Origin of the sequence: Caldisalinibacter kiritimatiensis (genome assembly GCF_000387765.1) — a bacterium.
GTDB lineage: Bacteria > Bacillota > Clostridia > Tissierellales > Caldisalinibacteraceae > Caldisalinibacter > Caldisalinibacter kiritimatiensis.
In genome coordinates this window covers 45,230-69,521 of the sequence record NZ_ARZA01000066.1, presented here as the reverse complement: position 1 = coordinate 69,521, position 24,292 = coordinate 45,230, and the positions used below count along the sequence as shown (strand labels likewise).

25 protein-coding genes are annotated in these 24,292 nt (G+C 29.4%); 1 reads left to right on the top strand and 24 read right to left on the bottom strand.

Features of this window, described 5'->3' with window-relative positions:
- Positions 1 to 9: 9 nt before the first annotated feature.
- From L21TH_RS03295 to dapF, 14 genes are all read right to left on the bottom strand, one after another.
- The gene (locus L21TH_RS03295; RefSeq protein WP_006308917.1) at positions 10 to 744 is read right to left on the bottom strand and encodes a Stp1/IreP family PP2C-type Ser/Thr phosphatase; all 735 of its coding nucleotides are present in this window, start codon (positions 742 to 744) and stop codon (positions 10 to 12) included.
- Positions 745 to 799: 55 nt separating this feature from the next.
- Entirely contained in the window at positions 800 to 1,837 is a 1,038-nt protein-coding gene (gene rlmN, locus L21TH_RS03290; RefSeq protein WP_006308916.1) for a dual-specificity RNA methyltransferase RlmN, read from the bottom strand.
- 78 nt (positions 1,838 to 1,915) lie between these two features.
- Positions 1,916 to 3,259 (bottom strand): 16S rRNA (cytosine(967)-C(5))-methyltransferase RsmB, encoded by a 1,344-nt coding sequence (gene rsmB, locus L21TH_RS03285; RefSeq protein WP_006308915.1) that lies wholly within the window; start codon positions 3,257 to 3,259, stop codon positions 1,916 to 1,918.
- Between the two features lie 85 nt (positions 3,260 to 3,344).
- A complete protein-coding gene (locus L21TH_RS03280; RefSeq protein WP_006308914.1) occupies positions 3,345 to 4,052 on the bottom strand; it encodes a zinc metallopeptidase in 708 nt (235 codons plus the stop codon).
- A gap of 2 nt (positions 4,053 to 4,054) precedes the next feature.
- Positions 4,055 to 4,810, bottom strand: a complete 756-nt coding sequence (locus tag L21TH_RS03275; RefSeq protein WP_006308913.1) for a DUF116 domain-containing protein — start codon at positions 4,808 to 4,810, stop codon at positions 4,055 to 4,057.
- Between the two features lie 17 nt (positions 4,811 to 4,827).
- Positions 4,828 to 5,757, bottom strand: a complete 930-nt coding sequence (fmt, locus tag L21TH_RS03270; protein ID WP_006308912.1) for a methionyl-tRNA formyltransferase — start codon at positions 5,755 to 5,757, stop codon at positions 4,828 to 4,830.
- Between the two features lie 11 nt (positions 5,758 to 5,768).
- Positions 5,769 to 6,215 carry a peptide deformylase gene (gene def / locus L21TH_RS03265; RefSeq protein ID WP_006308911.1) on the bottom strand — a complete coding sequence of 149 codons (447 nt, stop codon included), beginning with the start codon at positions 6,213 to 6,215 and terminating at the stop codon, positions 5,769 to 5,771.
- An 11-nt stretch (positions 6,216 to 6,226) separates the two neighbouring features.
- On the bottom strand, positions 6,227 to 8,716 hold the full coding sequence (gene priA / locus L21TH_RS03260) for a primosomal protein N' (protein ID WP_006308910.1): 2,490 nt from the start codon (positions 8,714 to 8,716) through the stop codon (positions 6,227 to 6,229).
- Positions 8,717 to 8,884: 168 nt separating this feature from the next.
- Positions 8,885 to 10,075 (bottom strand): bifunctional phosphopantothenoylcysteine decarboxylase/phosphopantothenate--cysteine ligase CoaBC, encoded by a 1,191-nt coding sequence (coaBC, locus tag L21TH_RS03255; protein ID WP_006308909.1) that lies wholly within the window; start codon positions 10,073 to 10,075, stop codon positions 8,885 to 8,887.
- A gap of 13 nt (positions 10,076 to 10,088) precedes the next feature.
- Positions 10,089 to 10,298, bottom strand: a complete 210-nt coding sequence (rpoZ, locus tag L21TH_RS03250; RefSeq protein WP_006308907.1) for a DNA-directed RNA polymerase subunit omega — start codon at positions 10,296 to 10,298, stop codon at positions 10,089 to 10,091.
- 1 nt (position 10,299) lies between these two features.
- Positions 10,300 to 10,905 carry a guanylate kinase gene (gene gmk, locus L21TH_RS03245; protein WP_006308905.1) on the bottom strand — a complete coding sequence of 202 codons (606 nt, stop codon included), beginning with the start codon at positions 10,903 to 10,905 and terminating at the stop codon, positions 10,300 to 10,302.
- Positions 10,906 to 10,920: 15 nt separating this feature from the next.
- Complete coding sequence (gene remA, locus L21TH_RS03240; protein ID WP_006308903.1) at positions 10,921 to 11,193, bottom strand: extracellular matrix/biofilm regulator RemA; 273 nt, start codon at positions 11,191 to 11,193, stop codon at positions 10,921 to 10,923.
- 13 nt (positions 11,194 to 11,206) lie between these two features.
- A complete protein-coding gene (locus L21TH_RS03235) occupies positions 11,207 to 12,088 on the bottom strand; it encodes a YicC/YloC family endoribonuclease (RefSeq protein ID WP_006308902.1) in 882 nt (293 codons plus the stop codon).
- Between the two features lie 70 nt (positions 12,089 to 12,158).
- The gene (gene dapF / locus L21TH_RS03230) at positions 12,159 to 12,995 is read right to left on the bottom strand and encodes a diaminopimelate epimerase (RefSeq protein WP_006308900.1); all 837 of its coding nucleotides are present in this window, start codon (positions 12,993 to 12,995) and stop codon (positions 12,159 to 12,161) included.
- 227 nt (positions 12,996 to 13,222) lie between these two features.
- On the opposite strand from dapF, the gene L21TH_RS03225 reads away from it, so the two are divergent.
- Positions 13,223 to 14,995: an Rqc2 family fibronectin-binding protein gene (locus L21TH_RS03225; protein WP_006308899.1), complete on the top strand. Its 1,773-nt coding sequence runs from the start codon at positions 13,223 to 13,225 to the stop codon at positions 14,993 to 14,995.
- Positions 14,996 to 15,016: 21 nt separating this feature from the next.
- Here L21TH_RS03225 and L21TH_RS03220 read toward each other — a convergent pair whose 3' ends face one another.
- The 10 genes from L21TH_RS03220 to lspA form a co-directional block, all read right to left on the bottom strand.
- Entirely contained in the window at positions 15,017 to 15,862 is an 846-nt protein-coding gene (locus L21TH_RS03220; RefSeq protein WP_006308898.1) for a phosphatase PAP2 family protein, read from the bottom strand.
- Positions 15,863 to 15,875: 13 nt separating this feature from the next.
- Positions 15,876 to 16,451 (bottom strand): orotate phosphoribosyltransferase, encoded by a 576-nt coding sequence (pyrE, locus tag L21TH_RS03215; RefSeq protein WP_006308897.1) that lies wholly within the window; start codon positions 16,449 to 16,451, stop codon positions 15,876 to 15,878.
- A gap of 14 nt (positions 16,452 to 16,465) precedes the next feature.
- Positions 16,466 to 17,386 (bottom strand): dihydroorotate dehydrogenase, encoded by a 921-nt coding sequence (locus L21TH_RS03210; protein WP_006308896.1) that lies wholly within the window; start codon positions 17,384 to 17,386, stop codon positions 16,466 to 16,468.
- Complete coding sequence (locus tag L21TH_RS03205) at positions 17,379 to 18,149, bottom strand: dihydroorotate dehydrogenase electron transfer subunit (protein WP_006308895.1); 771 nt, start codon at positions 18,147 to 18,149, stop codon at positions 17,379 to 17,381. The genes L21TH_RS03210 and L21TH_RS03205 overlap by 8 nt, the downstream gene beginning before the upstream one ends.
- Before the next feature lie 10 nt (positions 18,150 to 18,159).
- Entirely contained in the window at positions 18,160 to 19,083 is a 924-nt protein-coding gene (gene pyrF, locus L21TH_RS03200) for an orotidine-5'-phosphate decarboxylase (RefSeq protein ID WP_006308894.1), read from the bottom strand.
- Between the two features lie 4 nt (positions 19,084 to 19,087).
- Complete coding sequence (locus L21TH_RS03195) at positions 19,088 to 20,362, bottom strand: dihydroorotase (protein ID WP_006308893.1); 1,275 nt, start codon at positions 20,360 to 20,362, stop codon at positions 19,088 to 19,090.
- A 292-nt stretch (positions 20,363 to 20,654) separates the two neighbouring features.
- A complete protein-coding gene (locus L21TH_RS03190) occupies positions 20,655 to 21,929 on the bottom strand; it encodes a uracil-xanthine permease family protein (RefSeq protein ID WP_006308892.1) in 1,275 nt (424 codons plus the stop codon).
- A gap of 77 nt (positions 21,930 to 22,006) precedes the next feature.
- Positions 22,007 to 22,555: a bifunctional pyr operon transcriptional regulator/uracil phosphoribosyltransferase PyrR gene (pyrR, locus tag L21TH_RS03185; protein WP_278244287.1), complete on the bottom strand. Its 549-nt coding sequence runs from the start codon at positions 22,553 to 22,555 to the stop codon at positions 22,007 to 22,009.
- Positions 22,556 to 22,835: 280 nt separating this feature from the next.
- Positions 22,836 to 23,798 (bottom strand): RluA family pseudouridine synthase, encoded by a 963-nt coding sequence (locus tag L21TH_RS03180; protein WP_278244286.1) that lies wholly within the window; start codon positions 23,796 to 23,798, stop codon positions 22,836 to 22,838.
- A complete protein-coding gene (lspA, locus tag L21TH_RS03175; RefSeq protein ID WP_006308888.1) occupies positions 23,773 to 24,240 on the bottom strand; it encodes a signal peptidase II in 468 nt (155 codons plus the stop codon). The genes L21TH_RS03180 and lspA overlap by 26 nt, the downstream gene beginning before the upstream one ends.
- Positions 24,241 to 24,292: the final 52 nt, after the last annotated feature.

The following is a 24,292-nucleotide window of genomic DNA, read 5'->3' as shown; positions in this document are numbered from 1 at the left end:
ACCTCTTTTCTAATCAATTCCTATAAGTATTACTGTTGTATTATCATATCCGCCAGACTCATTTGCAATATTAACTAAAGTATCACTTGCGTTTTGTAAATCATCTGTATTAACTAAGACCTCTTTTATCTTTTCATCACATACCATATTAGTTAATCCATCGGTACACAATAAAATTTTATCATTTTCTTTTACTTCTCTAGTTATAATATCTACTTCAATATTTTCATCTGTTCCTAATGCTCTTGTAATAATATTCTTTTGCGGATGATTTTCTGCTTCTTCTTCGCTTATACTACCATTCCTAACTAGCTCGGCTACTAAAGAATGGTCCTGCGTCAATTGTATTAACTCTCCATCTGTCAATAAATATGCTCTACTATCACCTATGTGGCCAATGTGTATGTGATTATCTAATATATACGCTAGAGTAATTGTAGTACCCATACCTTTGCAATCTTCTATTTCTTTTGCTTTGTTATAGATTTTAGTATTCGCTTCAATCAAAGCTAATTTAATAAACTTAGATACTTCAGTTTCCCCATTTTTAAATATATTTTTTTTACTATTAAATATTTGTTTTACACTATCAACAGCTATAGCACTTGCTACTTCTCCTGCATTATGTCCGCCCATACCGTCAGCTATTATAAATAAAGGAAATTCTTCTACATCTGAACAATAATATGCATCCTGATTAATTTCTCTTATTTTACCTACATCGGTACTAGCTCCAACTAACATAATAACACCTCACTTTTAAAAAAGAAATTCATAGTGCCTTTACAATCTATTGCATCTACTCATTTTTTAAATAATCTCTTCTTAACTGTCCACATGCTGCGTTTATATCTCCACCCATTTTTCGTCTAACTGTTACGCTAATCTTATTCTTTTCTAAAATTCTTTTAAATTCCTCCACATAAGAAATTTTTGTACTAGATAACTGAGTTTCCTTTATTGGATTTAATGGAATTAAGTTTACATGACATAATAATCCTTCTAAAATATGACTAAGCTCTAGTGCTTCTTTTTTACTGTCATTTACACCTTCTATAAGAGTATATTCAAAAGTTATTCTTCTATTAGTTTTTTCGATATAATATTTACATGCATCTACTATCTCTTTAATTGAATACTTTCTAGCTATAGGCATTATTTCCTCTCTACTATGTTGAAAAGGTGAATGTAATGATATTGATAAAGTAATAGGTAGATTTTCTTCTGCTAATTCATATATTTTGGGCACAATACCACAGGTAGAAAGAGTTATATGTCTATAGCCTACATTTTGTCCATGTTTGTGATGTATAATTTCTAAAAATTTTAATACATTATCGTAATTATCTAGAGGTTCACCACTACCCATTAAAACTATATTACTAACTTTTATATCCATATCTTTTTGTATTTGATATATTTGATCTAATATTTCTCCCGCTGTAAGATTTCTAACTAACCCATCCTTAGTAGACGCGCAAAATGTACATCCCATTTTACAACCAACTTGAGTAGATACACATACAGATATTCCATGTTGATACTCCATCATAACACTTTCAATAATATTACCATCTTCTAATGCAAATAAATATTTTTTAGTACCATCTAATTTCGAATCCAACCTTTTAACAATCTTTAAATTTGTTATCTTACCTTTTTCATTCAGCTTGTCCCTTAATTTCTTGGACAATACAGTTATATCATCTATTGATTCAATCATTTTTCCATGTATCCATTTAAAAGTTTGTTCAGCTCTAAAAGTTTTCTCGCCTAATTCTATATATAAAGACTTTAATTGGTTTATAGACATTGATTTCAAATCTATCTTACTCAAACAACCCCTCCTAGCCTACAAATTAATAAACTTCAATATTATATTATACCATATAAAGAACAAAAGTTGACATTTTAGTTACATTTTCACCATTTTACATATAAAGAATCCATCCATCGAATTAATATTTGGATATATCTCGATATAACCTTTATCTGATGTTTTAAAATTTTCACAGTTCTCTATCATATTATCAAATCCTATTAATTTAAATTGACTATTATTTTTTAAGAATCTATTTATTAATTTAATATTTTCTTCTTTTTCAATGGTACATGTGCTATAAACTAAAATACCTCCTTGCTTTAGATATTTACTGCTATTAACCAATATGTCATATTGAAGCTTTATAATACTATGTATGTCATCTTCTTTTTTGTTCCACTTTATTTCAGGTTTTCTCCTGATTAATCCCAGCCCAGAACAAGGGGCATCAACTAAACAATAATCAGCTTTACCTAATAGTTCGTCATCTAGTTTTAATGCATCGTGCTGCTGAGTTTCGATTATTTTAATCCCTAATCTTTTGGCATTATCATTAACTAAGTTCAGTTTATGTCTATAAATATCCCTTGCAATAATTTTGCCCTTATTATTCATTTTTTGAGCTATATGAGTAGTTTTCCCTCCCGGTGCACTACAAACATCTATAACTAAGCTATTTTCTTCTGGCTTTAAAATTTGAGCTACTAACATCGAACTTTCATCTTGTATTTGAAACAAACCATTTCTAAACTCATTTAAGCCGGTTATCTTTGTTGGATTATGCACTATCAATCCATCAGTAGCATATTTTGTTCTTTCAACATCAAAACCTTTTTCTATTAATATTTTTGCTAATTCATTACGACTGATTTTTAAAGTATTAACTCTAATATTCAATTTAGGAGTTTCATTATTAGCTTTACAGAGGTCTTTTGTAAATTTAAAACCATAAACTTTTATCCATCGTTTAATTAGCCATTCAGGATGGGAGTATTTAATAGATAAATATTTTATTGGTTCTTCTTTTTTATCAGGGAGCTCAATATTGTTCTTGTTTCTAGCTATATTTCTCAATACTCCATTTACAAATCCATATACTTTTCTATGTCCGTATTTTTTAGCAAGATTTACGCTTTCATTTACAGCTGCACTATCAGGAATTTTATCCATAAATAACAACTGATAAACCCCTATTCTTAAAATTTGTTTTATCATTGGAGCTATCTTTTTGAATTTAACTTTAGAGAAGCTCTTAATCACCCAATCTATGTATAGTTTGTTCTCTAGTACACCATAGACAAGCTCTCTTATAAAATCTTCATCGTTCTTTTCAATTTCAATAGAAACATTTCGATTAATTGATATGTTTGAATATGCACCCTTTTCATTAACTTCGTATAGCACTTTAATTGCTATTTCTCTAGCATTTATTTTCATAGTTTTACCTCCTAGCAAAACCTTTATCTGATTGATTTAAAGTGAATATATAAACAAAAAAACCGAAGGGGCTGTTCACCCCTTCTTAATCTCTTCTACCACTTATCACTAATAGTCTCATTAACTGTGCAACTGCTACTAATGTAGCTGCTACATAGGTTAATGCAGCAGCATCCAATACTTTTTTTACTGCTGGTATTTCATCTCTTGATACTACATAGCCTTCAAGTTGTGCTAGTGCTCTACTACTAGCATTGAATTCTACTGGTAGTGTTATTACTTGAAAAAGAACCACAGCTAAATATAAAACTATACCTAATTCTAATAATCCAAAGCCAAATATACGAATATATGGCATAAAAAGACCTGCTATTATTAAAATCCAAACAAATCTAGCACTAAAACTAGCTACTGGCGCTATACTATTTCTTACTACTAAAGGGAAATAACCGTTAGCATGTTGTATAGCATGCCCTACTTCATGAGCTGCAACTCCTTGAGAAGCTAATGAAGTTCCATTATAAACTGGACTTGATAAACGTAATACTTTAGTTCTTGGGTCATAATGGTCTGTTAATTTTCCTGATATGTGTTCTATTCTTACATCATGTAAGTCGTTTCTATCTAATATCATTCTGGCAACTTGAGCACCAGTATATCCCGTTCTACTACCTACTCTTAAATATTTATTAAACGTAGTTTTAACCTTAGTTTGAGCATAAGTAGCAAAAAGTATTGCTGGTATTAATAGAATAATAGTTGGATCAAAATAAAATCCAAAAGGATAATACATAATTATTTATCCTCCTTTATAAAAAATTTTATAGCTTCCTCTAACTTAGTCACGTCTACCTTTGTGTCAAAACAAGGCCCATTAGGTCTTTTATTAATTACTCCTAATACAGGCAAGACTCTTACGTCGTTTATACCACTACACAAATCCCTTTCACATGCTACAGCTATAATAGCTTTGGGCCTCATTTTTTTTATCCACTGTCTAGCCAATGTGCCTCCTGTCGCAACAACTGCTGTAACATTATACCTGTTACATAAATTAATAATGTCTTTAATATCACATTTTCCACACATTCTACAATTATTTATATCTGTTGTTATTTTATATGGACATTCTGAACTTTGTAAACAATGAGGTAATAAAATCAAAATTTCATTATTATCTACCTTTATATTTTTTGTCATTACTAAAAAATTATTTACATTAGCAAAAACTCTTCGAATACTATCTATATCTATTTTAAATATATCAGATATGTATACTAATAAAGGATAAATTATTGTTAGAACTTTTTTAATTAACCAACTACTTAATCTAGATATTTTCTTACCTTTGACTATATTATGTATTATAAAAATACTTAAAGCTGTAATTATCGAAATGAATATAAACACAAATGTTAAAATCAGTAAAGTTATCCTTAGTATATTAACTTTTTCAGTGGTAGCAAAGTAAAAAACTGCTAAACTTAATAGTAAAAACAAAGCTGTTATTAATCTAAAAACATTAAAAAATAATCTTTCATCCCTTTTCACTTGTTTCACATCCAAAACTATTTAAGTATTATCCCTTGTGGAAATTCATTTCCTTTTAAATAGTCAGATACTTTCATTCTTCTTTTTCCTGGAAACTGAAGTTCCTTTATTATAATATGTCCATCTTTAACTTTAACAAATATTCCATTGTCATTTACTTTAATAACCTCTCCAATTTTACCTTTTTCAGCAGTTATGTCCTTTTCAACTCTGAATACTTTAATTTTCTTTCCTTCATGTTCAAAATAAGCTCCTGGCCACGGATTAGTTCCTCTAACTAAATTATCTATTACTTCAGCATTTTTACTCCAATCAATCTTTCCTGTGCTTTTTTTTAGCATCGGTGCATATGTGGCTTCTTCATGCTCTTGTGGTATCTTTAGTGCTGTTCCTTTTTCTACTTCCTTCAATGTTTTGATTAATACAAAAGCACCTAAGTCCTTTAACTTGTCATGTAATTCTTCTGCTGTCATATTTTCATCTATTTCTATTGTTTCTTTTAATATCATATCACCTGTATCCAAGCCTTTATCCATATACATTGTAGTTATTCCTGTACATTTTTCTCCATTTATTATTACCCAATTTATAGGCGCTGCTCCTCTGTATTTAGGTAACAATGAAGCATGTACATTTATACAACCAAATCTCGGGATATTTAATACTTCTTCTTTAAGGATTTGTCCATATGCTACAACTACTATAACATCAGGTGATATTTCTTTAATTTTTTGTATAGAATCTGAAGTATTAACGTTTTTAGGTTGATACACTTCTATACCATATTCTAATGCCTTTTCCTTTACAGGTGGTGGACTTAGCTTTTTTCCACGTCCTTTTGGTCTATCTGGTTGAGTAACTACCAAAGAAACATCATATCCTTCTTGATATAAATGTTCTAAAGTAGGTACAGCAAACTCTGGAGTACCCATAAATACTACTTTCATTAATATCACCTCTATTCCTCATTGATTACTTTATCTATGAACAATATTCCATTCAAATGGTCTATTTCATGACATAGAGCCCTAGCTAATAATCCTTCACCTTCAATATATTTTTCATTTCCTTCTAAATCAATATACTTAACTTTCACTTTTTTAGGTCTTTTAACTTTACCATTCTTTCCAGGTATACTTAAACAGCCTTCAACATCTATTTCTTCGCCTTCTCCTGACACTATTTCTGGATTTATTAGTCTAATAGGACCTTTCCCTATATCTATAACAGCTATCCTCTTTAATATCCCAACTTGTGGAGCTGCTAATCCTACCCCTTCTTCTTTATACATAGTATCAATCATATCTTCTATTAAAGTTTTAATCCTATCGTTTATTTCTTTTACTTCACGACTTTTCTTTCTTAATATCGGATCACCTTCATATCTTAGTTGTCTTAATGCCATATTATTACCTCCTACATAATAGAATTTGGATTTATATCAATACTTATTTTAAACAAATTAAAGTATTCATTAAACTTATTACTTGTTATAGTTTCCTCTAATATCTGTTTTACACTTTCAATTTTACTATTTTTACATTTAATTAAAATTTGCCATCTATAGCTACCTTTAATTCTAGATAAAGGCGCTGGGTTGGGACCTATCAACTCAATATCCTCTACTTTTTTTATATTATTATTAATTGTTTTGTCTAAATGTTGAAATAACCTCTTGGTAAAAGTGTATAGTTTTTTCTCATCTTTACTAGTAACTACTATGTTAATTATATTTGTAAATGGTGGATACTCAAATTCTTCTCGTATTTTTATTTCCTTTTCATAAAATTCTACATAATTATGGGCTTGAGATGTAGTTATACTATAGTGTTCTGGCTCGTATGTTTGTAAAATTACTCTTCCTTGAGCTTCACCTCTACCTGCTCTTCCACTTACTTGAGTTGTAAGCTGAAATGTTCTCTCTGCAGCTCTAAAATCTGGTAAGTTCAATGTCATATCAGCTGCTATTATCCCAACTAAAGTAACATTATGAAAGTCTAATCCTTTAGTTATCATTTGAGTCCCAATCAAAATATCTATATTCCCATTCTTTACTTTATTTAAAATTTTTTCATGGCTGCCCTTACGAGAGGTTGTGTCTACATCCATCCTTTCTACTCTTGCAGTTGGAAACAGATGCTTAACTACTTCTTCAATTTTTTCTGTACCTACACCAAAATACTTTATATATTCACTTCCACATTCAGGACATATTCTAGGTGTTCTCATGGTAAAACCACAATAATGACATTTAAGTAAGTCTTTATTCATATGATATGTAAGTGATATATCGCATTGTTTACACTTAGCGACATACCCACATTTTCTACAGGAAACAAATGTAGAAAATCCTCTTCTATTTAAGAAAAGTATTGTTTGTTTATTATTTTCTAGATTTTCTTTTATAGCATTAAGTAATTTTTCACTAAAAATTGACTTATTACCTTTATCCAATTCTTTTCTCATATCTACCACTTCTATTGGTGGTAAAGACTTCTTATTTGCTCTTTCAGTTAACTTTAATAGCTTAAGCTCATTTTTCAATGACCTATAATAAGATTCTATCGAAGGTGTAGCTGAGCCTAAAATTAAAGTCGCACCTTCCAATTTGCATCTTTTTTCTGCTACTTCTAAAGTATTATATTTGGGGCTCATTGAGGATTTATAACTATTTTCATGTTCTTCATCAATTACTATTAGCCCTAAATTATCAAATGGAGCAAAAACAGCTGATCTAGCTCCCACTGCTATCTGTACCTTACCCTCTTTAATCTTTCTCCACTCATCATATCTTTCACCAAGGGATAACCTACTATGTAAAACTGCAACCTTATCTCCAAACCTACCAACAAACCTCTCAACTGTTTGTGGTGTCAATGAAATCTCAGGGACTAAAACTATTGCCTGCTTATTCCATTTTAGCATTCTTTCTATCAAACGTAAATAGACTTCTGTCTTACCACTCCCTGTAACACCATGAATTAAAAATTTATTACATTTATTTTTTTCTATATTTTTTAATATAGTATTTATACATTCTTTTTGCTGATTAGTTAACTGTAATTTTTTATTTTCAACTATAGCTTTATTGTTAATAGGATTTCTTTTTACCTCTTCATCTTTTATAGATAAGTACCCTTTATCTCTTAGAGCCTTTATCGTCGATAAAGAACTATTTGTTTTTATCATAAGCTCTTTTAAACCAATGTATTTAATATCTGTAATAAATTCGACAACAGCTTTTTGCTTATATGCTCTACTATTCAGTTTTTTTAATATCTCATTTTTATTGTCAGCATCAAATTTTCTATATACAACTTTTTGATATTTTTTATTTACTTCAGTTTCAATTTCTTCATACATTTCTATGATTTCTTTTTCACATAACGAATTAATACTACTTATTATGTTCTTAATATTAAGGTTTCTTTTTATAGTATTGACATCAGCTTTATTTGTATGTTTTAAATATTCAATAATTTTTCTTTGATTAATTGACTTTATTTTTTGTATTTTACATTCATCTATATTCTCATTTAGTTTTAAATACTTAACTACTTTATTAGTAATCCCTGTAGGCATTAAAGTTTTAAAAACATCTATATATTGGGCTAGATATTTTTTCTTCATCCATAACCCTAACTTAATCATTTCTTGCGATAAGATAGGTTTATTATCTACCAAACTATCGATGTATTTAAGCCTACTTACTTTTATGTTAATATCATTCTTTATATTTACAACTAATCCCTCTATTTTCTTATTACCACGTCCAAATGGGACTAAAACTCTCATTCCTACTTTTAAGTCATTTTCAAATCTATCAGGAACAATATATGTATACAATCTATCGGTTTTTGTACTTTTGTTATCTACAATAACTTCCGCAAACACTTTTTTCTCCATTAATTTCAACCTCTCAATAAAGCTATATGTTTATTATAGCAAATTTAACTCTGAATTAAAAAATTAAAATTTAAAAGCTAGATATAAATGAAATAAAGATAATCCTTTACTTCATTTAATATCTAGCTAATAGCTACTCATAATACTTATTTTGTTATTAAAATCTTATTAACTAAAATTATCTAAAATCTTATCTAATATAATTTTTGCTAGTTCCCTTTTTGACATCTTAGGATAACTTTTTTCAGTACCTTCTTTATCTATTATTGTAGCCACATTAGTTTCTTTTTTAAATCCTGCATCTTTATTAGAAACATCATTCACTACAATAAAGTCTAAATTCTTATTTTTCATTTTTTTTCTTCCATTTTCTAATACATTATCAGTTTCGGCAGCAAAACCTACAACAATTTGGTCCTTTTTATTATTACCAAAGTATTTTAAGATATCTGGATTTCTTGTAAAACTTAGCTCTAATTTCCCATTGCCTTTTTTTATCTTGTTATTATATACTTCTTCTGGTTTGTAATCTAATGGAGCTGCCGCTTTTATTAGTACATCACAACCATTAAATCTTTTTTCTATTTCATTGAACATTTGTTGAGTTGTATTTATTCTAACAACTTCAACACCGTCAGGAGCTTTTAAATGTGTTGGTCCACTTATTAGAATAACTTCAGCTCCCATTTTTTCTGCTTCCTCTGCTATAGCATAACCCATTTTACCACTAGAATGGTTAGTTAAATACCTAACAGGATCTATCGGTTCAATTGTAGGCCCCGCAGTAACTATTACTTTTTTGCCTTTTAACTCTTTATTAGTTAACATATCAGTTACATATGATACTATATCAACTGTATCTGCCATTTTTCCTTCTCCATAGTCACCACAAGCGAGTCTTCCCTTTGCTGGTCTAATAAATTCGTATCCAAGTTCTTTTAATTTATTCATGTTCTGTTGAAATATGGGGTTTGTATACATATTGGTGTTCATCGCCGGTGCAAAAACTACTTTTGATTTAGTTGCCATTATAGTAGTACTTAACATATCATCTGCAATACCATTTGCTACTTTTCCAATTACATTGGCTGTAGCTGGAGCTATTAAAAATACATCTGCCTTCTGAGCTAGAGATATATGCTCTATTTCCCACTTTTTAGGTTCTTTAAACATATCAACGGTCACAAAGTTTTGCGATAAAGACTGAAAAGTCAATGGCGATATAAATTTAGTAGCTGACTCAGTCATTATCACGTCCACATTAGCTTGTAATTTTTTTAGTTTGCTAACAATATCGGCAGCTTTATATGCTGCTATACCACCAGTTACACCTACTACAATATTCTTTCCTTTTAACAACTCATCCACCCCATTATTTTAAACCTTTGACTTCCGGCTTTATGTATTCAATCTTATCTTCTGCAACTTCATTGATAGCTGTAGTAACAGTTTTATTAAACTCTTCATCTACTAATGGCTTATCTCCATCCACTAGTTGTCTAGCTCTTTTAGAAACCATCATAACTAAAGTATATCTACTGTCCACTTTCTTTAATAACTCATTGATTGAAGGATATAACATACTATACCTCCTTTACTTTATTTAAAACTTCTTTCTGTCTTTCAATCTTACATTTTTCTGCCATTACTATTGCTTCTATTCTTTTTACTGCTTTATTTACTTCATCATTTACTACTACATAATCATATTTTGATGCAAAATTCAATTCATTAAAAGCACTACTAAACCTTTCATTTATTGCTTCTTCAGTTTCTGTTCCCCTTTTTTCGATTCTATTTCTTAATTCTTTCATAGATGGCGGTACTATAAATATAAAAACACCTTCTGGATAACGCTCCTTGATTTGCAAAGCTCCTTGTATATCTATTTCAAGAATTACATCTTTGCCTTTGTTAAGATTTTCTATAACAAAGCTTTTTGGTGTACCATAGTAGCTCCCGTAAACTGAAGCATATTCTAAGAATTCATCATTCTGTATTTTCTTTTCAAAATCTTCTTTGGTAATAAAAAAATAATTTACACCATCAATTTCTCCTTCTCTCGGCTTTCTAGTTGTAGCAGAAACAGACAAAATGAAATCTTTATTTTCCTTTAAAAACGCCTTACATATAGTACCTTTTCCTGCTCCTGAAGGTCCAGATAATACAATAAGTAATCCTTTGTTCATGTACTTCTCCTTCCTTTATTCTTTATTTATTTCTACATCGTGTATCTCTTTATTATCTAGTCTATGTGCTACAGTTTCTGGTTGTACAGCCGAAAGAATTATATGGTCACTATCTGTTATTATAACTGCTCTTGTTCTTCTACCATATGTAGCATCAATCAACATACCCCTTTCACGGGCTTCTTGAATTATCCTTTTTATTGGTGCTGATTCTGGACTTACTATAGCAACAATTCTATTTGCTGAAACTATATTACCAAATCCTATATTAATTAACTTAATATCCATACTTATATACCTCCTATTCAATGTTTTGAACTTGTTCTCTTATCTTCTCTAATTCACTTTTAATCTCAATAACTTTCTTTTTAATATCAACGTCTCCTACCTTTGAACCAATCGTATTTACTTCTCTGTTTGCTTCCTGTAATAAAAAGTCTAATTTCCTACCTACAGGACCATTTAATTTCAAGGTGTCTATTAACTGTTTCATATGACTATAAAGCCTTACTACTTCTTCGTTAATGTCACTTTTATCTGCAAAAATAGCTACTTCATTTGCCAATCTATTTTCATCTATTTCATATTTATCTTCTAACAATTCGTCTATTCTATTCCATAACTTTTCCTTATATTCATTCACTACCTGTGGTGACCTTTGTTCAATAAAACTAACCATATCTTCAATATCTACAACTTTCTCGCTTATATCTTTTGCTAATTCTTCTCCTTCTTTTATCCTCATTGCTATCATTTTGTCTAATGCTTCTTCTAAAGCCATCTTAAGACAATTCCAAACCTCATCAGCGTCTTCTTCCTTTTTTTCAGTGTTAATAATATCAGGGAACTTTGTTAAAACAGATAAAGTCACGTTATCCTTAATTCCAGTATGATTACATAACTCCTTCAAAGCTTTATTATACGATTCTGCAAGATTTAAATCAACCTTTACTGTTACATCACTATCACCAATATACTCTAAATTGATATAAACTTCAACTCTTCCTCTAGAAACTTTAGTTTTTATCAACTTTTTTATTCTGTCTTCAATATATTTCAAATGTTTAGGCATTCTAATTATAATATCATTATATCTATTATTAACAGACCTTACTTCTACAGTAAAATGCCTTACACTATCTTTACTTTCACCCTTTCCAAAACCTGTCATACTGCGTATCATAATACACATCCTTCCTAATTATTATAATCAATTTTACCATAAATTACACTTATGTCAATTCGCCTTAATTTTATCCCTGAAAATTATATTTACCCGAGCATATAAACTCAGCAGGTCCAGTCATATAAACTAAGCCATCTTTCAATTGTATTTTAACTTCTCCTCCATCTAAATGTACATTTACTGTTTTATTAGTATTATGTTCTTGGTGACATACAACTGCAGCACTAGCTGCTCCTGTACCACAGGCTAAAGTTTGCCCTACACCTATTTCCCATGTTTTTACCCGTATATTATTATGGTCTATTATCTTACAAAAATCAACATTTGTCTTCGCTGGAAAAATATAATGATTTTCTATAGCCGGTCCAAGTAAATCTATATCAATGTGATTAAAATCTTCAACAAATACTATTGTATGTACACATCCTACAAATAAAGTATACACAAGATACGTTTTTCCTTCTATTTCTATTTCACTTTTAAAAATTCTTTCATTATCTAGCTGTGGTAACAATCCATTTCCATATATAGGTTTTCCGATGTTTGCTCGTACTTCTTTTACTTTGTTGTTATCACTTTTACTAACTTCTACTTCAATAATTCCTGCCAATGTCTCTACATTAAATGACTCAGAACTAACTAATTTTTTTTCATATACATGCTTTGAAAAACATCTTATTCCATTGCCACACATCTTTGCTTCAGAACCATCAGCATTAATAATTCTCATTTTTATAGCTGCTTTTTGAGAGTTTTCAATTACTAATATTCCATCAGCTCCTATGCCAAAATTTCTATTACATACTTTTTTTGCAAGTTCATTTACATTTGGTAATTGATTTTTTATACCATCAAAAACAATAAAGTCATTTCCTAGACCTTGATACTTATAAAAGTCTATCATTCTTGACCTCCTAAAAATATATTGTTTATACTACAATTTTATCATTGTTATGATATTTTTAAACCTTAATATTCATGATTTTTATTATATCATTTTATTAAGGTTAATAAAATACTACTAAAATTTATATATCTAGTTTGTTCTATATTAAACTTTAACAAATTCTTTATATTTTTTTTAGAAGATGTTATACTTTAAAATAAAAGCCTATATTTGGAGGAATCAAGATGTCACTAGATGGTATAGTTGTAAGAGCAATTTCTTATGAATTAAAAAATAAAATCTTAAATGGAAAAATAGATAAAGTATATCAACCAGAAAAAGATGAAGTTTTATTAAATATTAGAAATTATGGTTCTAATATGAAACTATTAATGTCAGCTAATAACAATAATCCTAGAGTTCATTTAGTTAATTCTACAAAGCCTAACCCTCAAACTCCTCCTATGTTTTGTATGCTACTAAGGAAGCATTTACAAGGTGGTAAAATAATAGGAGTAAAACAAATTTCAATGGAAAGAATCCTAATTATAGAAGTGGAAAATTTAGATGAACTAGGTAATATTGCTACTAAACAACTCATAATCGAAATAATGGGTAGACACAGTAATATAATCTTTGTAGATAAAAAATCAAAAACAGTTATAGATGCTATAAAAAGAATCGGTAATGATATAAGCAGTGTAAGGCAAGTATTACCTGGTTTTAATTATGAGCTACCACCTTCTCAGGATAAAGTAAATCCTTTGGACGCAACCAAAAATACATTCAAAGAAAAATTAGATAGTTCAAATGGTGGTACACCAATATATAAGTTCTTATATAAAACATTTTTAGGTCTAAGTCCATTAATCGGAAGAGAAATATGTAATAAGGCTGACATCGATAATAGTACTGTAATTGATGAACTTGACAGTGAATCAACAAATAATCTTTACAATAGTTTTTCAAGTATAATGCTTGATATTAATAGTAATAAATATACACCAAACATAGTAATAGATGAAAATTATAATAAATTAACTGCTTTTTCAGCAGTCCCTATCACTCAATATAGTAATTTAAAAAATATTTATTTTGACTCTATTAGCGAAACTCTTGAGTTCTTTTACACAGTAAGAGATAAAAAACAAAGACTAAATCAAAAATCTACTGAATTAAAGAAAATGATAAATTTAAAACTAGATAGAAATCAAAAAAAATTAGGTAAGCAAAAGCAAGAGTTGCATCAAGCAGAAAAAAGAGAAAAATATAAAATTTATGGAGACTTACTTACAGCTAACATCTATAGAATAACCGATAAAATGGAGTGTATTGAAGTAGAAAACTTCTATAGCTCAGACATGGAGAAAATAAAAATAAAATTAGACCCAAGACTAAGTCCTTCTCAGAATGCTCAGAAATATTATAAGAAATACAATAAATTAAAAAATGCCTATGAAGAAGTTTCTAAACAAATCGAAAAAACTACTGAAGAAATAGAGTATTTAGAAAACGTACTAGTTAGCATTGAAAACTGTTCTGATGTTGATGAATTAGAAGAAATAAAAGAAGAGCTAATAAATGAAGGATATTTAAAAAAGAAAAAAAAGAATAAGTCTAAAAAAATTATAGCCTCAAAACCAAGACATTTCATTTCAACAGACGGTTTTGATATATATGTCGGTAAAAATAATAAGCAAAATGATTACTTGACATTAAAGTTTGCAGATAAAGAAGATATTTGGCTTCACACAAAAGATATACCAGGTTCCCATGTGATTATCAAATCTAAAGGAAAAGAAATACCAGAACAAACAATAAAAGAAGCTGCATTAATAGCAGCATTTTACAGTAAAGGTAATATGTCAAGTAATGTTCCTGTGGATTATACCGAAAGAAAAAATGTACGTAAACCTAATGGTGCTAAACCAGGAATGGTTATATATGATAACAATAGTACTATATATGTAACACCTAAAAGTGAAGAAATAAATACACTAAAGAAGGTAGAGGAGTAATTCTCTACCTTCCTTTATACATTACGCTAGATTTAACTTAACAAAGATATAAGGTGCTAACAAAGTAGTCCATATACCTACTAAAAGATATCTAATATAATGAAATGCTAATATCTGAGGAAACACTATTTTAACAATTTCTTTAACTGCAAATAAAACACAAATCCCAATAATATACTTTATAATTTGGTTGAAAAATTGATTCTTTTCTTTAAAATCTATGAACTTATTTTCAATAAAGTACCCTAATAATGCTCCTGTAATTAAACCCGTAAATTTAACAACTGTTTCTGTAACTAAAAACATTAATATAGTATTTGGTAAAACTAAAGCTATAATGAAAGTAGTTATATAATTAAATTTAATAGCTGCTATCCTCTGTTCTAAATTTTCAAATACATACACAAAAGCTATTCCTATTACAAATCCTCCTATAGCATCAATAGGCCAATGTACTCTAAGATATAATCTAGAAAAAGCTACTAAAATAATTACAAACCATCCTAAAACTTTTACTATTCCATTCTTAATTTTGTTCATAGAATAATACCAAAAGGTAGCTGATCCTTGAGTATGTCCACTTGGAAATGAATATCCTGGTGCTGACTCTATATATAGTGAATTAATTTTATCATAGTATATCGGACGTTTGACTTGAAAAAATCCCTTAAGTAACATATTAATTTGTGCCGATAAGGTAATAAGTATGAACATTTTCAATCCTAATCTTTTATCTATGCACCAAAATATATAGCTTATAACCAAAATATAAAATGTTTCACTGCCTAAGTTAGTTATAAATATAAAAAGCTTATCTAATGTTGGGTTTGCTATTCTTTGTAAAAACATTAAAATATAAAACTGCATAAAACCCCCATGTTTATTTTATTTTTCTACTTCCTGGTTTAATAACTGGTAAATTTTCATCACATAATGGGCAATTATCTGGCTCATATGTTTCGATATCAAATTTTATAACAGATTTTAATTCTTCTTCAAACTTAGTTACACCTTTACTTCTGTTAACTATACTTCCAACCCCTACTACTTCTCCTCCTTTTTCCTTTATCAAATCAATAACTTCTTTAACCGAACCACCAGTTGTAACAACGTCCTCAACAACTAAAACTTTATCTCCTTTTTTAATTTCAAATCCCCTTCTTAATGTCATTTTCCCTTCTTCTCTTTCAAGGAAAATATTTTTTACCTTTAATTGCTTTGCAGTTTCATATCCTAAAATTATTCCTCCAATTGCTGGTGAAGCTACTAAATCAATATCTTGATTTTCAAACTTACTAACTAATTCTTCAACAACCATTTCTGAATATTCAGGATATTGAAATAATTTGGCACACTGCAAATATTGTGCTGAGTGTTTTCCCGAAGTTAATAGAAAATGACCCTTTAATAATACACCTGTTTTCTTAAATATATCTAAAATTTCTTCTCTCTTCATACTAAATTCCTCCTTTAATAGGTTCTTATTTTTCCTACTAATTCGTTAATACTGTTAATTTCGTTGTTAATTAAATAGCTTTCAAGTTCTTCTATTAGTTCGATAGTTATTGCAGGATTAATGAAGTTTCCTGTACCTATAGCTACTGCATTTGCCCCTGCTAACATGAACTCAATTATATCTTCTAAACTTGTTATTCCACCCATTCCTATTATTGGTATGTTTACTACTTGACTTACTTGCCAAACCATTCTTAATGCAATTGGTTTAATCGCTGGTCCTGATAATCCACCTACGTTATTCTTAAGTTTAGGCCTTCTTGTATTAATGTCAATTGCCATTCCTAGTAATGTATTAATCAAGCTAATGCTATCAGCACCACCTTTTTCAGCATTAATCGCTATCTCCTTTATGTTAGTTACATTTGGTGATAATTTTACTATTAAAGTTTTATCATAACACTTTCTAACCTCACTAGTTATCTTATATACAATATCTTTATCGGTTCCAAATGCAACCCCACCTTTTTTTACATTAGGGCAAGATATGTTCATCTCAATAGCGTCACATTCAGTTTTATTAAGTATTTTTGCCATCTTGCAATATTCTTCAATTGTGTTTCCTGCGATATTTGCTATTACTTTTACTCCTTTTTTCTTTAGATACGGTAGTTCTTCTTGAATAAAATGTTTAACCCCTGGGTTCTCTAATCCAATACTATTGAGCATTCCACTAGGTGTTTCAGCTATTCTAGGTCGTTTATTGCCTTTTCTAGGTTCTAATGTTAATCCTTTTACCACTACAGCTCCAAGTTTTGAAATATCAATAAAATCTTCATACTCTCTACCAAATCCAAAGGTTCCAGACCCAGTCATAATTGGATTATCTAAGTATAGCTTTCCAATTTTTAGTGATAAATCTGCTTTTCTATTCATCAAACTTCACCTCATCACTCCAAAATACAGGACCGTCTGTACATACTTTCTTAATACTGCCATCAGTCATTTCAATGGAACATCCCAAACAAGCTCCAAAACCACATGCCATTCTTTCTTCTAATGAAACTTGACATTTTATATTACTTTTCTTAGCTATATCACTTATCTTTTTTAGCATTGTTTTAGGACCACATGCAAATATTAAATCAAACTTTTGTTTATTTAATCTTTTTTCAAATAAATCTGTAACTAAACCTTTATAGCCTTCTGCTCCTGTTACTGTTGAAACATAAACTTCTTTACTATATTTGTTGAATTTATCTGTTAGATAAGTATAGTTATAAAAACCTAAAAAAGCTTCCACAGTATTATTTTTACTTATATCTTTAGTAAGTTCGTACAAAGGGGCAATTCCTATCCCCCCACCTATTACTGCTACATTTAAGTTATTAATATTTGTATCAAATCCGTTTCCTAAAGGGCCAACCAAACTAATAGTATCTTCCTCTCTAATCTTGCTTAAAATATCAGTCCCTTTACCTACTACCTTGTAGTATATTACTATTCGATTATCTTCTTTTATTTCATTTATACTTATTGGTCTTCTTAATAACGGGTCATTTTGTGCATTTACCTTTATTTGAATAAATTGACCTGGTTTACTTTTTGTAACTATATTACTACTTTCTAACTCCATCATATAAATGTTTTCTACTATTTTTTTATTTTGTTTTACTATGCACTTTTCTATAAACTTCATTTGACCACTCCTAGTAGTACAGTTTATTATTTTTTTCTAAAGCATTATTAATATCATCTCTCATTTCAATAGCAGCTTGCCTTATAGCTAAGTAAAATTCTTCATCTTTGTATTTATCTTTATATTTGTCCTTTAAATGAGCAGCTATTATTCCCCTTGAAGAATTAATAATAGCTCCTAGTCCATCTTCATTAAATGAATGTACCACATCCAAAGCAGTTCCTCCCTGTGCTCCATATCCAGGAACTAAAAAGTAAGCGTTTTTCATTACTTCTCTTAACCTTTTCATTACTTCAGGATAAGTAGCCCCTATTACTGCACCAACACTACTATATCCATTATCCCCTATATATTTTTCTCCCCACTTTTTAATATGCTCTGCTACTATTTCATAAATTCTTTTATCCTCACTTATCAAATCTTGCAAATCCTCCGATGACTTATTTGAAGTTTTAGCTAAGATAAAGATTCCTTTATTTAAATCACAATATTCTGTAAATGGTGTAATTGAATCTTCACCTAGATATGGATTGACTGTAATACTATCTACTTCTATAAAACATCCTCCAAGATATGCTTGTGCATAAGCTTTAGCTGTAGAACCAATGTCTCCCCTTTTTACATCAGCTAATACTAATAGACCATTTTCTTTTGCATATTTAACAGTTTCTTTGAAAACTTCAAGCCCTTCAATTCCATATGCTTCATAAAATGCAATCTGAGGTTTAACGCAAGGTACAATATCTTTTATTGCATCTATAATAAATTTATTATATTCTAACATAGCATATGCTGCACTCTTGTTTTCAGTTTTATACATTTCTGTGTACTTATCTTTTATAAACTGAGGTACAAATTCAATTCTTGGATCTAGTCCAACTACACTTGGATTTTTCTTTTCTTTAATCTTTTTAATCAATTGGTCTATAAACATAATATTACCTCCTGTAAACAATATTACCTGATGCTATTGTATAATTAACAGTACCACTTAATTTTGTACCTAAAAAAGGTGTATTTTTACCTTTAGAATACATATTACTTTCAGTTACTACATATTGATTATTTAAATCTACTATAGCTATATCTGCTATACTTCCTTCTTTAATCATTCCTTTATCAATCCTCATTATTTTGCTTGGATTATAACTCATCAATTTTACTATATCTACTATATCCAAGTGTTCTTTTTTTATTAGATAGGTTACAGCTAAAGAAAATGCTATTTCTATTCCCGATATTCCAAAGGGAGCCTTTTGTATATCTAATTCTTTGTCTTCTTTAGAATGAGGAGCGTGGTCAGTAGCAATAGCATCTATAGTTCCGTCTTTTAGACCTTTTATAATCTCTACTATATCTTCTTTAGTTCTTAATGGAGGATTGACTTTCCCTATAGTTCCTTTATCCCTTATCACATCTTCTGTTATCGAAAAATGATGGGGTGTAACTTCGCAAGTCACATGTACACCTTGTTTTTTAGCTTCTCTTATCATATTTATAGCTTCTTTTGTACTAACATGACACACATGTAATTTAAGATTTAGGCGTTTAGCTAGTTTTAAATCCCTTTTAATCATTTCATTTTCAGCATCTCTAGAAATTCCTGAAATACCTAACTCTTTTGAAACTTTTCCTTTGTTTATACACCCATTACCCACTATTTCTTTATCTTCACTGTGGGTCATAATGGGTATGCCAATTTTATTTGCCTTTTTCATTGCTTCTTCCATTAACACTTCACTCATAATCGGTTGACCATCATCAGATATACCATAAACTCCATTTTTATATAATTCTTTAATATCAGTTAACTTTTTGCCTTTTTGTCCTATTGATACAGCTCCAATTGGATATACATTTATAATACTATCTCTATCAATAATATTTTTTAATCTTATAAGATTCTGTACATTATCAATACAAGGTTTAGTATTAGGCATAATAAATACAGTTGTATAACCTCCAGAGGCTGCTGCTAACGAACCCGTTTTTATAGTTTCTTTATACTCATATCCAGGCTCTCTAAAATGAGCATGCATATCTACTAAACCTGGTAATATATACAATCCTGTTGCATCAATAATTTCATGCTCCTTAAAGTTTATGTTTTCTTCTATCTTTTTTATTAATTCACCCTCAATTAATACGTCTCTCTTTTTTACCGAGTTTTCTTCTATATCTATAACATAACCATTTTTAATTAAAATTCCCATAAGCACCCACCTTATATATTAATTTTCATAAACGCAATTAAAGTCACCTTTTGCTATTCGCTTTTAGCTTAGATACTTTCTAAATTATTACTTCTGCTAATTCCTACTTATACTGTCATACTCTAAATATTTTTCCCATACTTTTAAGTTAGTATTTTGCTAAATTTTAATAAATGAGTTAACTTAACTTCCTTATAAAACATAAGAAATCATATTCAAATTAAAATTATGGAAGATTTTTTTATTTTAAAAAAAGGAGTAGTATAAACAATTTATACTACTCCTTTTTAAATTAAACACTTTCAGGTAATAATTTATTTACTATAATTCCTATAATTGCAGCAAGACTTAATCCTATTATTTGAATATTATTGGTAATTTGGATACCAATAACACCATCGAAAGCTCCTAACTGTTGTTTTACTTTTACAAACTCAGTACCTATACCAGCTACCAAAATTAATGATGCAACTATAAGGTTTCTGTTACTAGAAAAATCTACCTCAGCATTCGTTATTGTTCTAATACCAACACTAGCTATCATTCCAAATAGAATTAAGCTCACACCGCCCATTACTGGAACAGGTATAGTTGTTAATATTGCTCCTAATTTACCTACAAAACTCAAGCCTAAAGCTATCATAGCAGCTAATCTTAATATACTAGGGTCATAAACTTTAGTTACAGCTAGAACACTAGTATTTTCACCATAAGTTGTATTTGCTGGTCCACCAACAAAGCCAGCAAACATAGTAGCCAATCCGTCTCCTAATAAGGTTCTATGAAGTCCTGGGTCCTCAATGAAGTTTTTACCTACTACAGCTCCATTTGTTGTAATATCACCAATATGCTCCATAAACACAGCTAATACTATAGGAGCTATCATTGCTATTGCTCCAAAACTAAACTTCGGGAATGTAAATTCGGGAATGCTAAATAGTTTAGCTTCAACTATTGGAGTATAATCTATAATTCCAAGTACTGCTGAAAATGCATATCCTACTACAACACCACATAAAATTGGAATTACTTTGAATAGCCCTTTACCAAATACAGAAGTTAAAATCACAGTTGCTACTACAACTAAAGCTACTAGCCAGTTTTGCGATGCCATCTCAATTGCTACTGGACTTAAAATTAAACCTATTACTATAATCATTGGACCTGTTACTACAGGTGGAAAGAAACTTTTAATTCTATCTACTCCAAATATTCTTACTAATAAAGATAATACTATATATAATGCGCCTGCTACTAATATACCACCTTGTGCAAATCTTATGTCACCATACTGGTTAGCAACTGCATTTATTACAGGTATGAATGCAAAACTTGAACCTAAAAATACTGGTACTTTCTTTTTAGTTACAAAATGAAATAAAAGAGTACCAAAGCCTGCTGTAAATAATGCTACAGCTGGATTTAATCCCGTTAATATTGGTACCAATACAGTAGCACCAAACATAGCTACAACGTGTTGAATACCCAATATTCCTCTCCTAGTCATTTCCTTAACTTTACTTTTTTTTGTGTTAGTTTCCTTAATATTTATAGTTTTTTCAGACATTAAAATACCTCCTTTATTTTTTTAGGAGGGAGATTTCTCTCCCTTTTCCAGCCTCACAGGACTGGATTAAAAGGTTGCTATTTTATTTCTTTTATTAAAACTTTATTTTCTTCATCAGTTTCCTCTAACATAACACTTACTATTTCACTTTTTGAAGTTGGCACATTCTTACCAACAAAATCAGCTCTTATTGGAAGTTCCCTATGACCTCTATCAACTAAAGTTGCTAATTGTACTTTTTTAGGTCTTCCTTTATCAACTAATGCATCTAATGCTGCTCTTACTGTTCTTCCAGTATACAATACGTCATCAACTAGTACTACTATCTTATTTGTTATATCATATTCAAACTTATCTGCATCAACAACAGGTTGGTCATCCACTTCAGTTAAATCATCTCTATATAGTGTTATATCTAAAGTTAGAACAGGAATTTCTTTTCCCTCTATCTCATTTATTTTGTTACCTAATCTATTTGCTAGAGGTATTCCTCTAGTTTTTATTCCTACAAGTACTAAATCCTCTACACCCTTATTTTTCTCAATAATTTCATGGGCTATCCTTGTAATAGCTCTATTAATAGATTTTTCATCCATTATTTTCGCTTTTGTCTTCAAAGTTTTCACCTCCCCTTAAGATGTCTTTATATAAAAGCGACTTTGTCGCTTTTTAGCTATTAGCTATTCGCTATAGGGTTAAACTATTCTAAGAATAATGTATTTAAATAACTTTCTTATATTAAAAAATGCCTTCTTATCGGTTGATAAGAAGGCATTTTAATCTTTATATACAATATTAATATACTAAAACATTATTAAAAGTTTTGCCTTAATCCTTACCAACCTCTCTGGGTCAATTTAAAGGATCAATAATATTCATTTAGTATGATGATACCATATTATCATATTATTGTCTAGATTTTTTTTGATTTCTTAATACATTTAAAACTTTAACAAAATGCTCAGGAAGTTCTGAGTCAAATTCCATATATTCACCTGTCCTTGGATGTTTAAATCCTATTACCTTAGCATGTAAAAGCTGACCGTTTAAATTAAACTTATTATTCTTACTGCCGTATACAGGGTCTCCAACTACCGGATGATTTATATAAGACATATGTACTCTAATTTGATGAGTGCGACCAGTCTCCAATTTTACTTTTAACAATGTATAATCAATAAATCTTTCAAGTACTTGAAAGTGAGTTATAGCATCTTTACTGTTTTTATCGGTAACAGCCATCCTTTTTCTCTCTACAGGATGTCTACCTATAGGTGCATTAATAGTTCCTTTATCTTCAGTAATATTTCCCTTTACTAACGTATAATATATTCTAGTTATATTATGCTCCTTAAGTTGCTCAGATAATTTAATATGCGCGTTATCATTCTTAGCTATCATTAATAGTCCAGATGTATCTTTATCTATTCTATGAACTATCCCAGGTCTTATAACCCCATTAATTGATGATAAATTCTCTAAGTAATATAACAAAGCATTAACTAGTGTACCAGAATAATTACCAGGTGCTGGATGGACTACCATGCCTTGAGGTTTATTTACAACAGCCACATCATTGTCTTCATATACAATATTTATAGGAATATCTTCAGGTTTAACCTCTAATTTTTTAGGCGCTGGTAACTTTACTACTATTTTATCTCCTTCACAAACTTTATACTTTGGTTTCACCTTTTTATCATTAACTTCTACTAAATTCTTTTTTATCAATTTTTGTATAAAAGACCTTGAGACTTTATTTAATTCTTGAGCTAAAAATGTATCTAATCTAACATTATTCTGTTGCTGTACTATAATTTCTACTACATCCTTTATCTCCATTTTACCACTCACTTCCAGTTGTTTCATATTTATCGAATAATACTAAATATGATACTAAAATTGTTCCAATAACAATAGCACAATCTGCTATATTAAAAACAGGATAATCATAAAAACTTCCGAATTTTACATCTATAAAGTCAATAACATATCCTAATCTTATTCTGTCAATAAGATTTCCTATAGCACCTGCAATTATTAATACTAATCCCCATCTCATATATATATTTAATCTTTTATTTTTTATCATAAATAATACCATACCAATAAGTACAATAAATGTTAAGATAATAAAAAATAATTGCTTATTCTTAAGTATACCAAAAGCTGCACCAACATTCTCTACATAATTGAACTGAAGAAAACCATTAATAATTACATAAGGAGCATTACCTTTAAGTAATTTGTCTGCATAATATTTAGTAAGCTGATCTGTGATTAAAATTAGTAATGTAACTATGTATAACATAAAACCCTCCTGTCATCAAGTATTATACATTTATTTTAAATGATTATAAAAC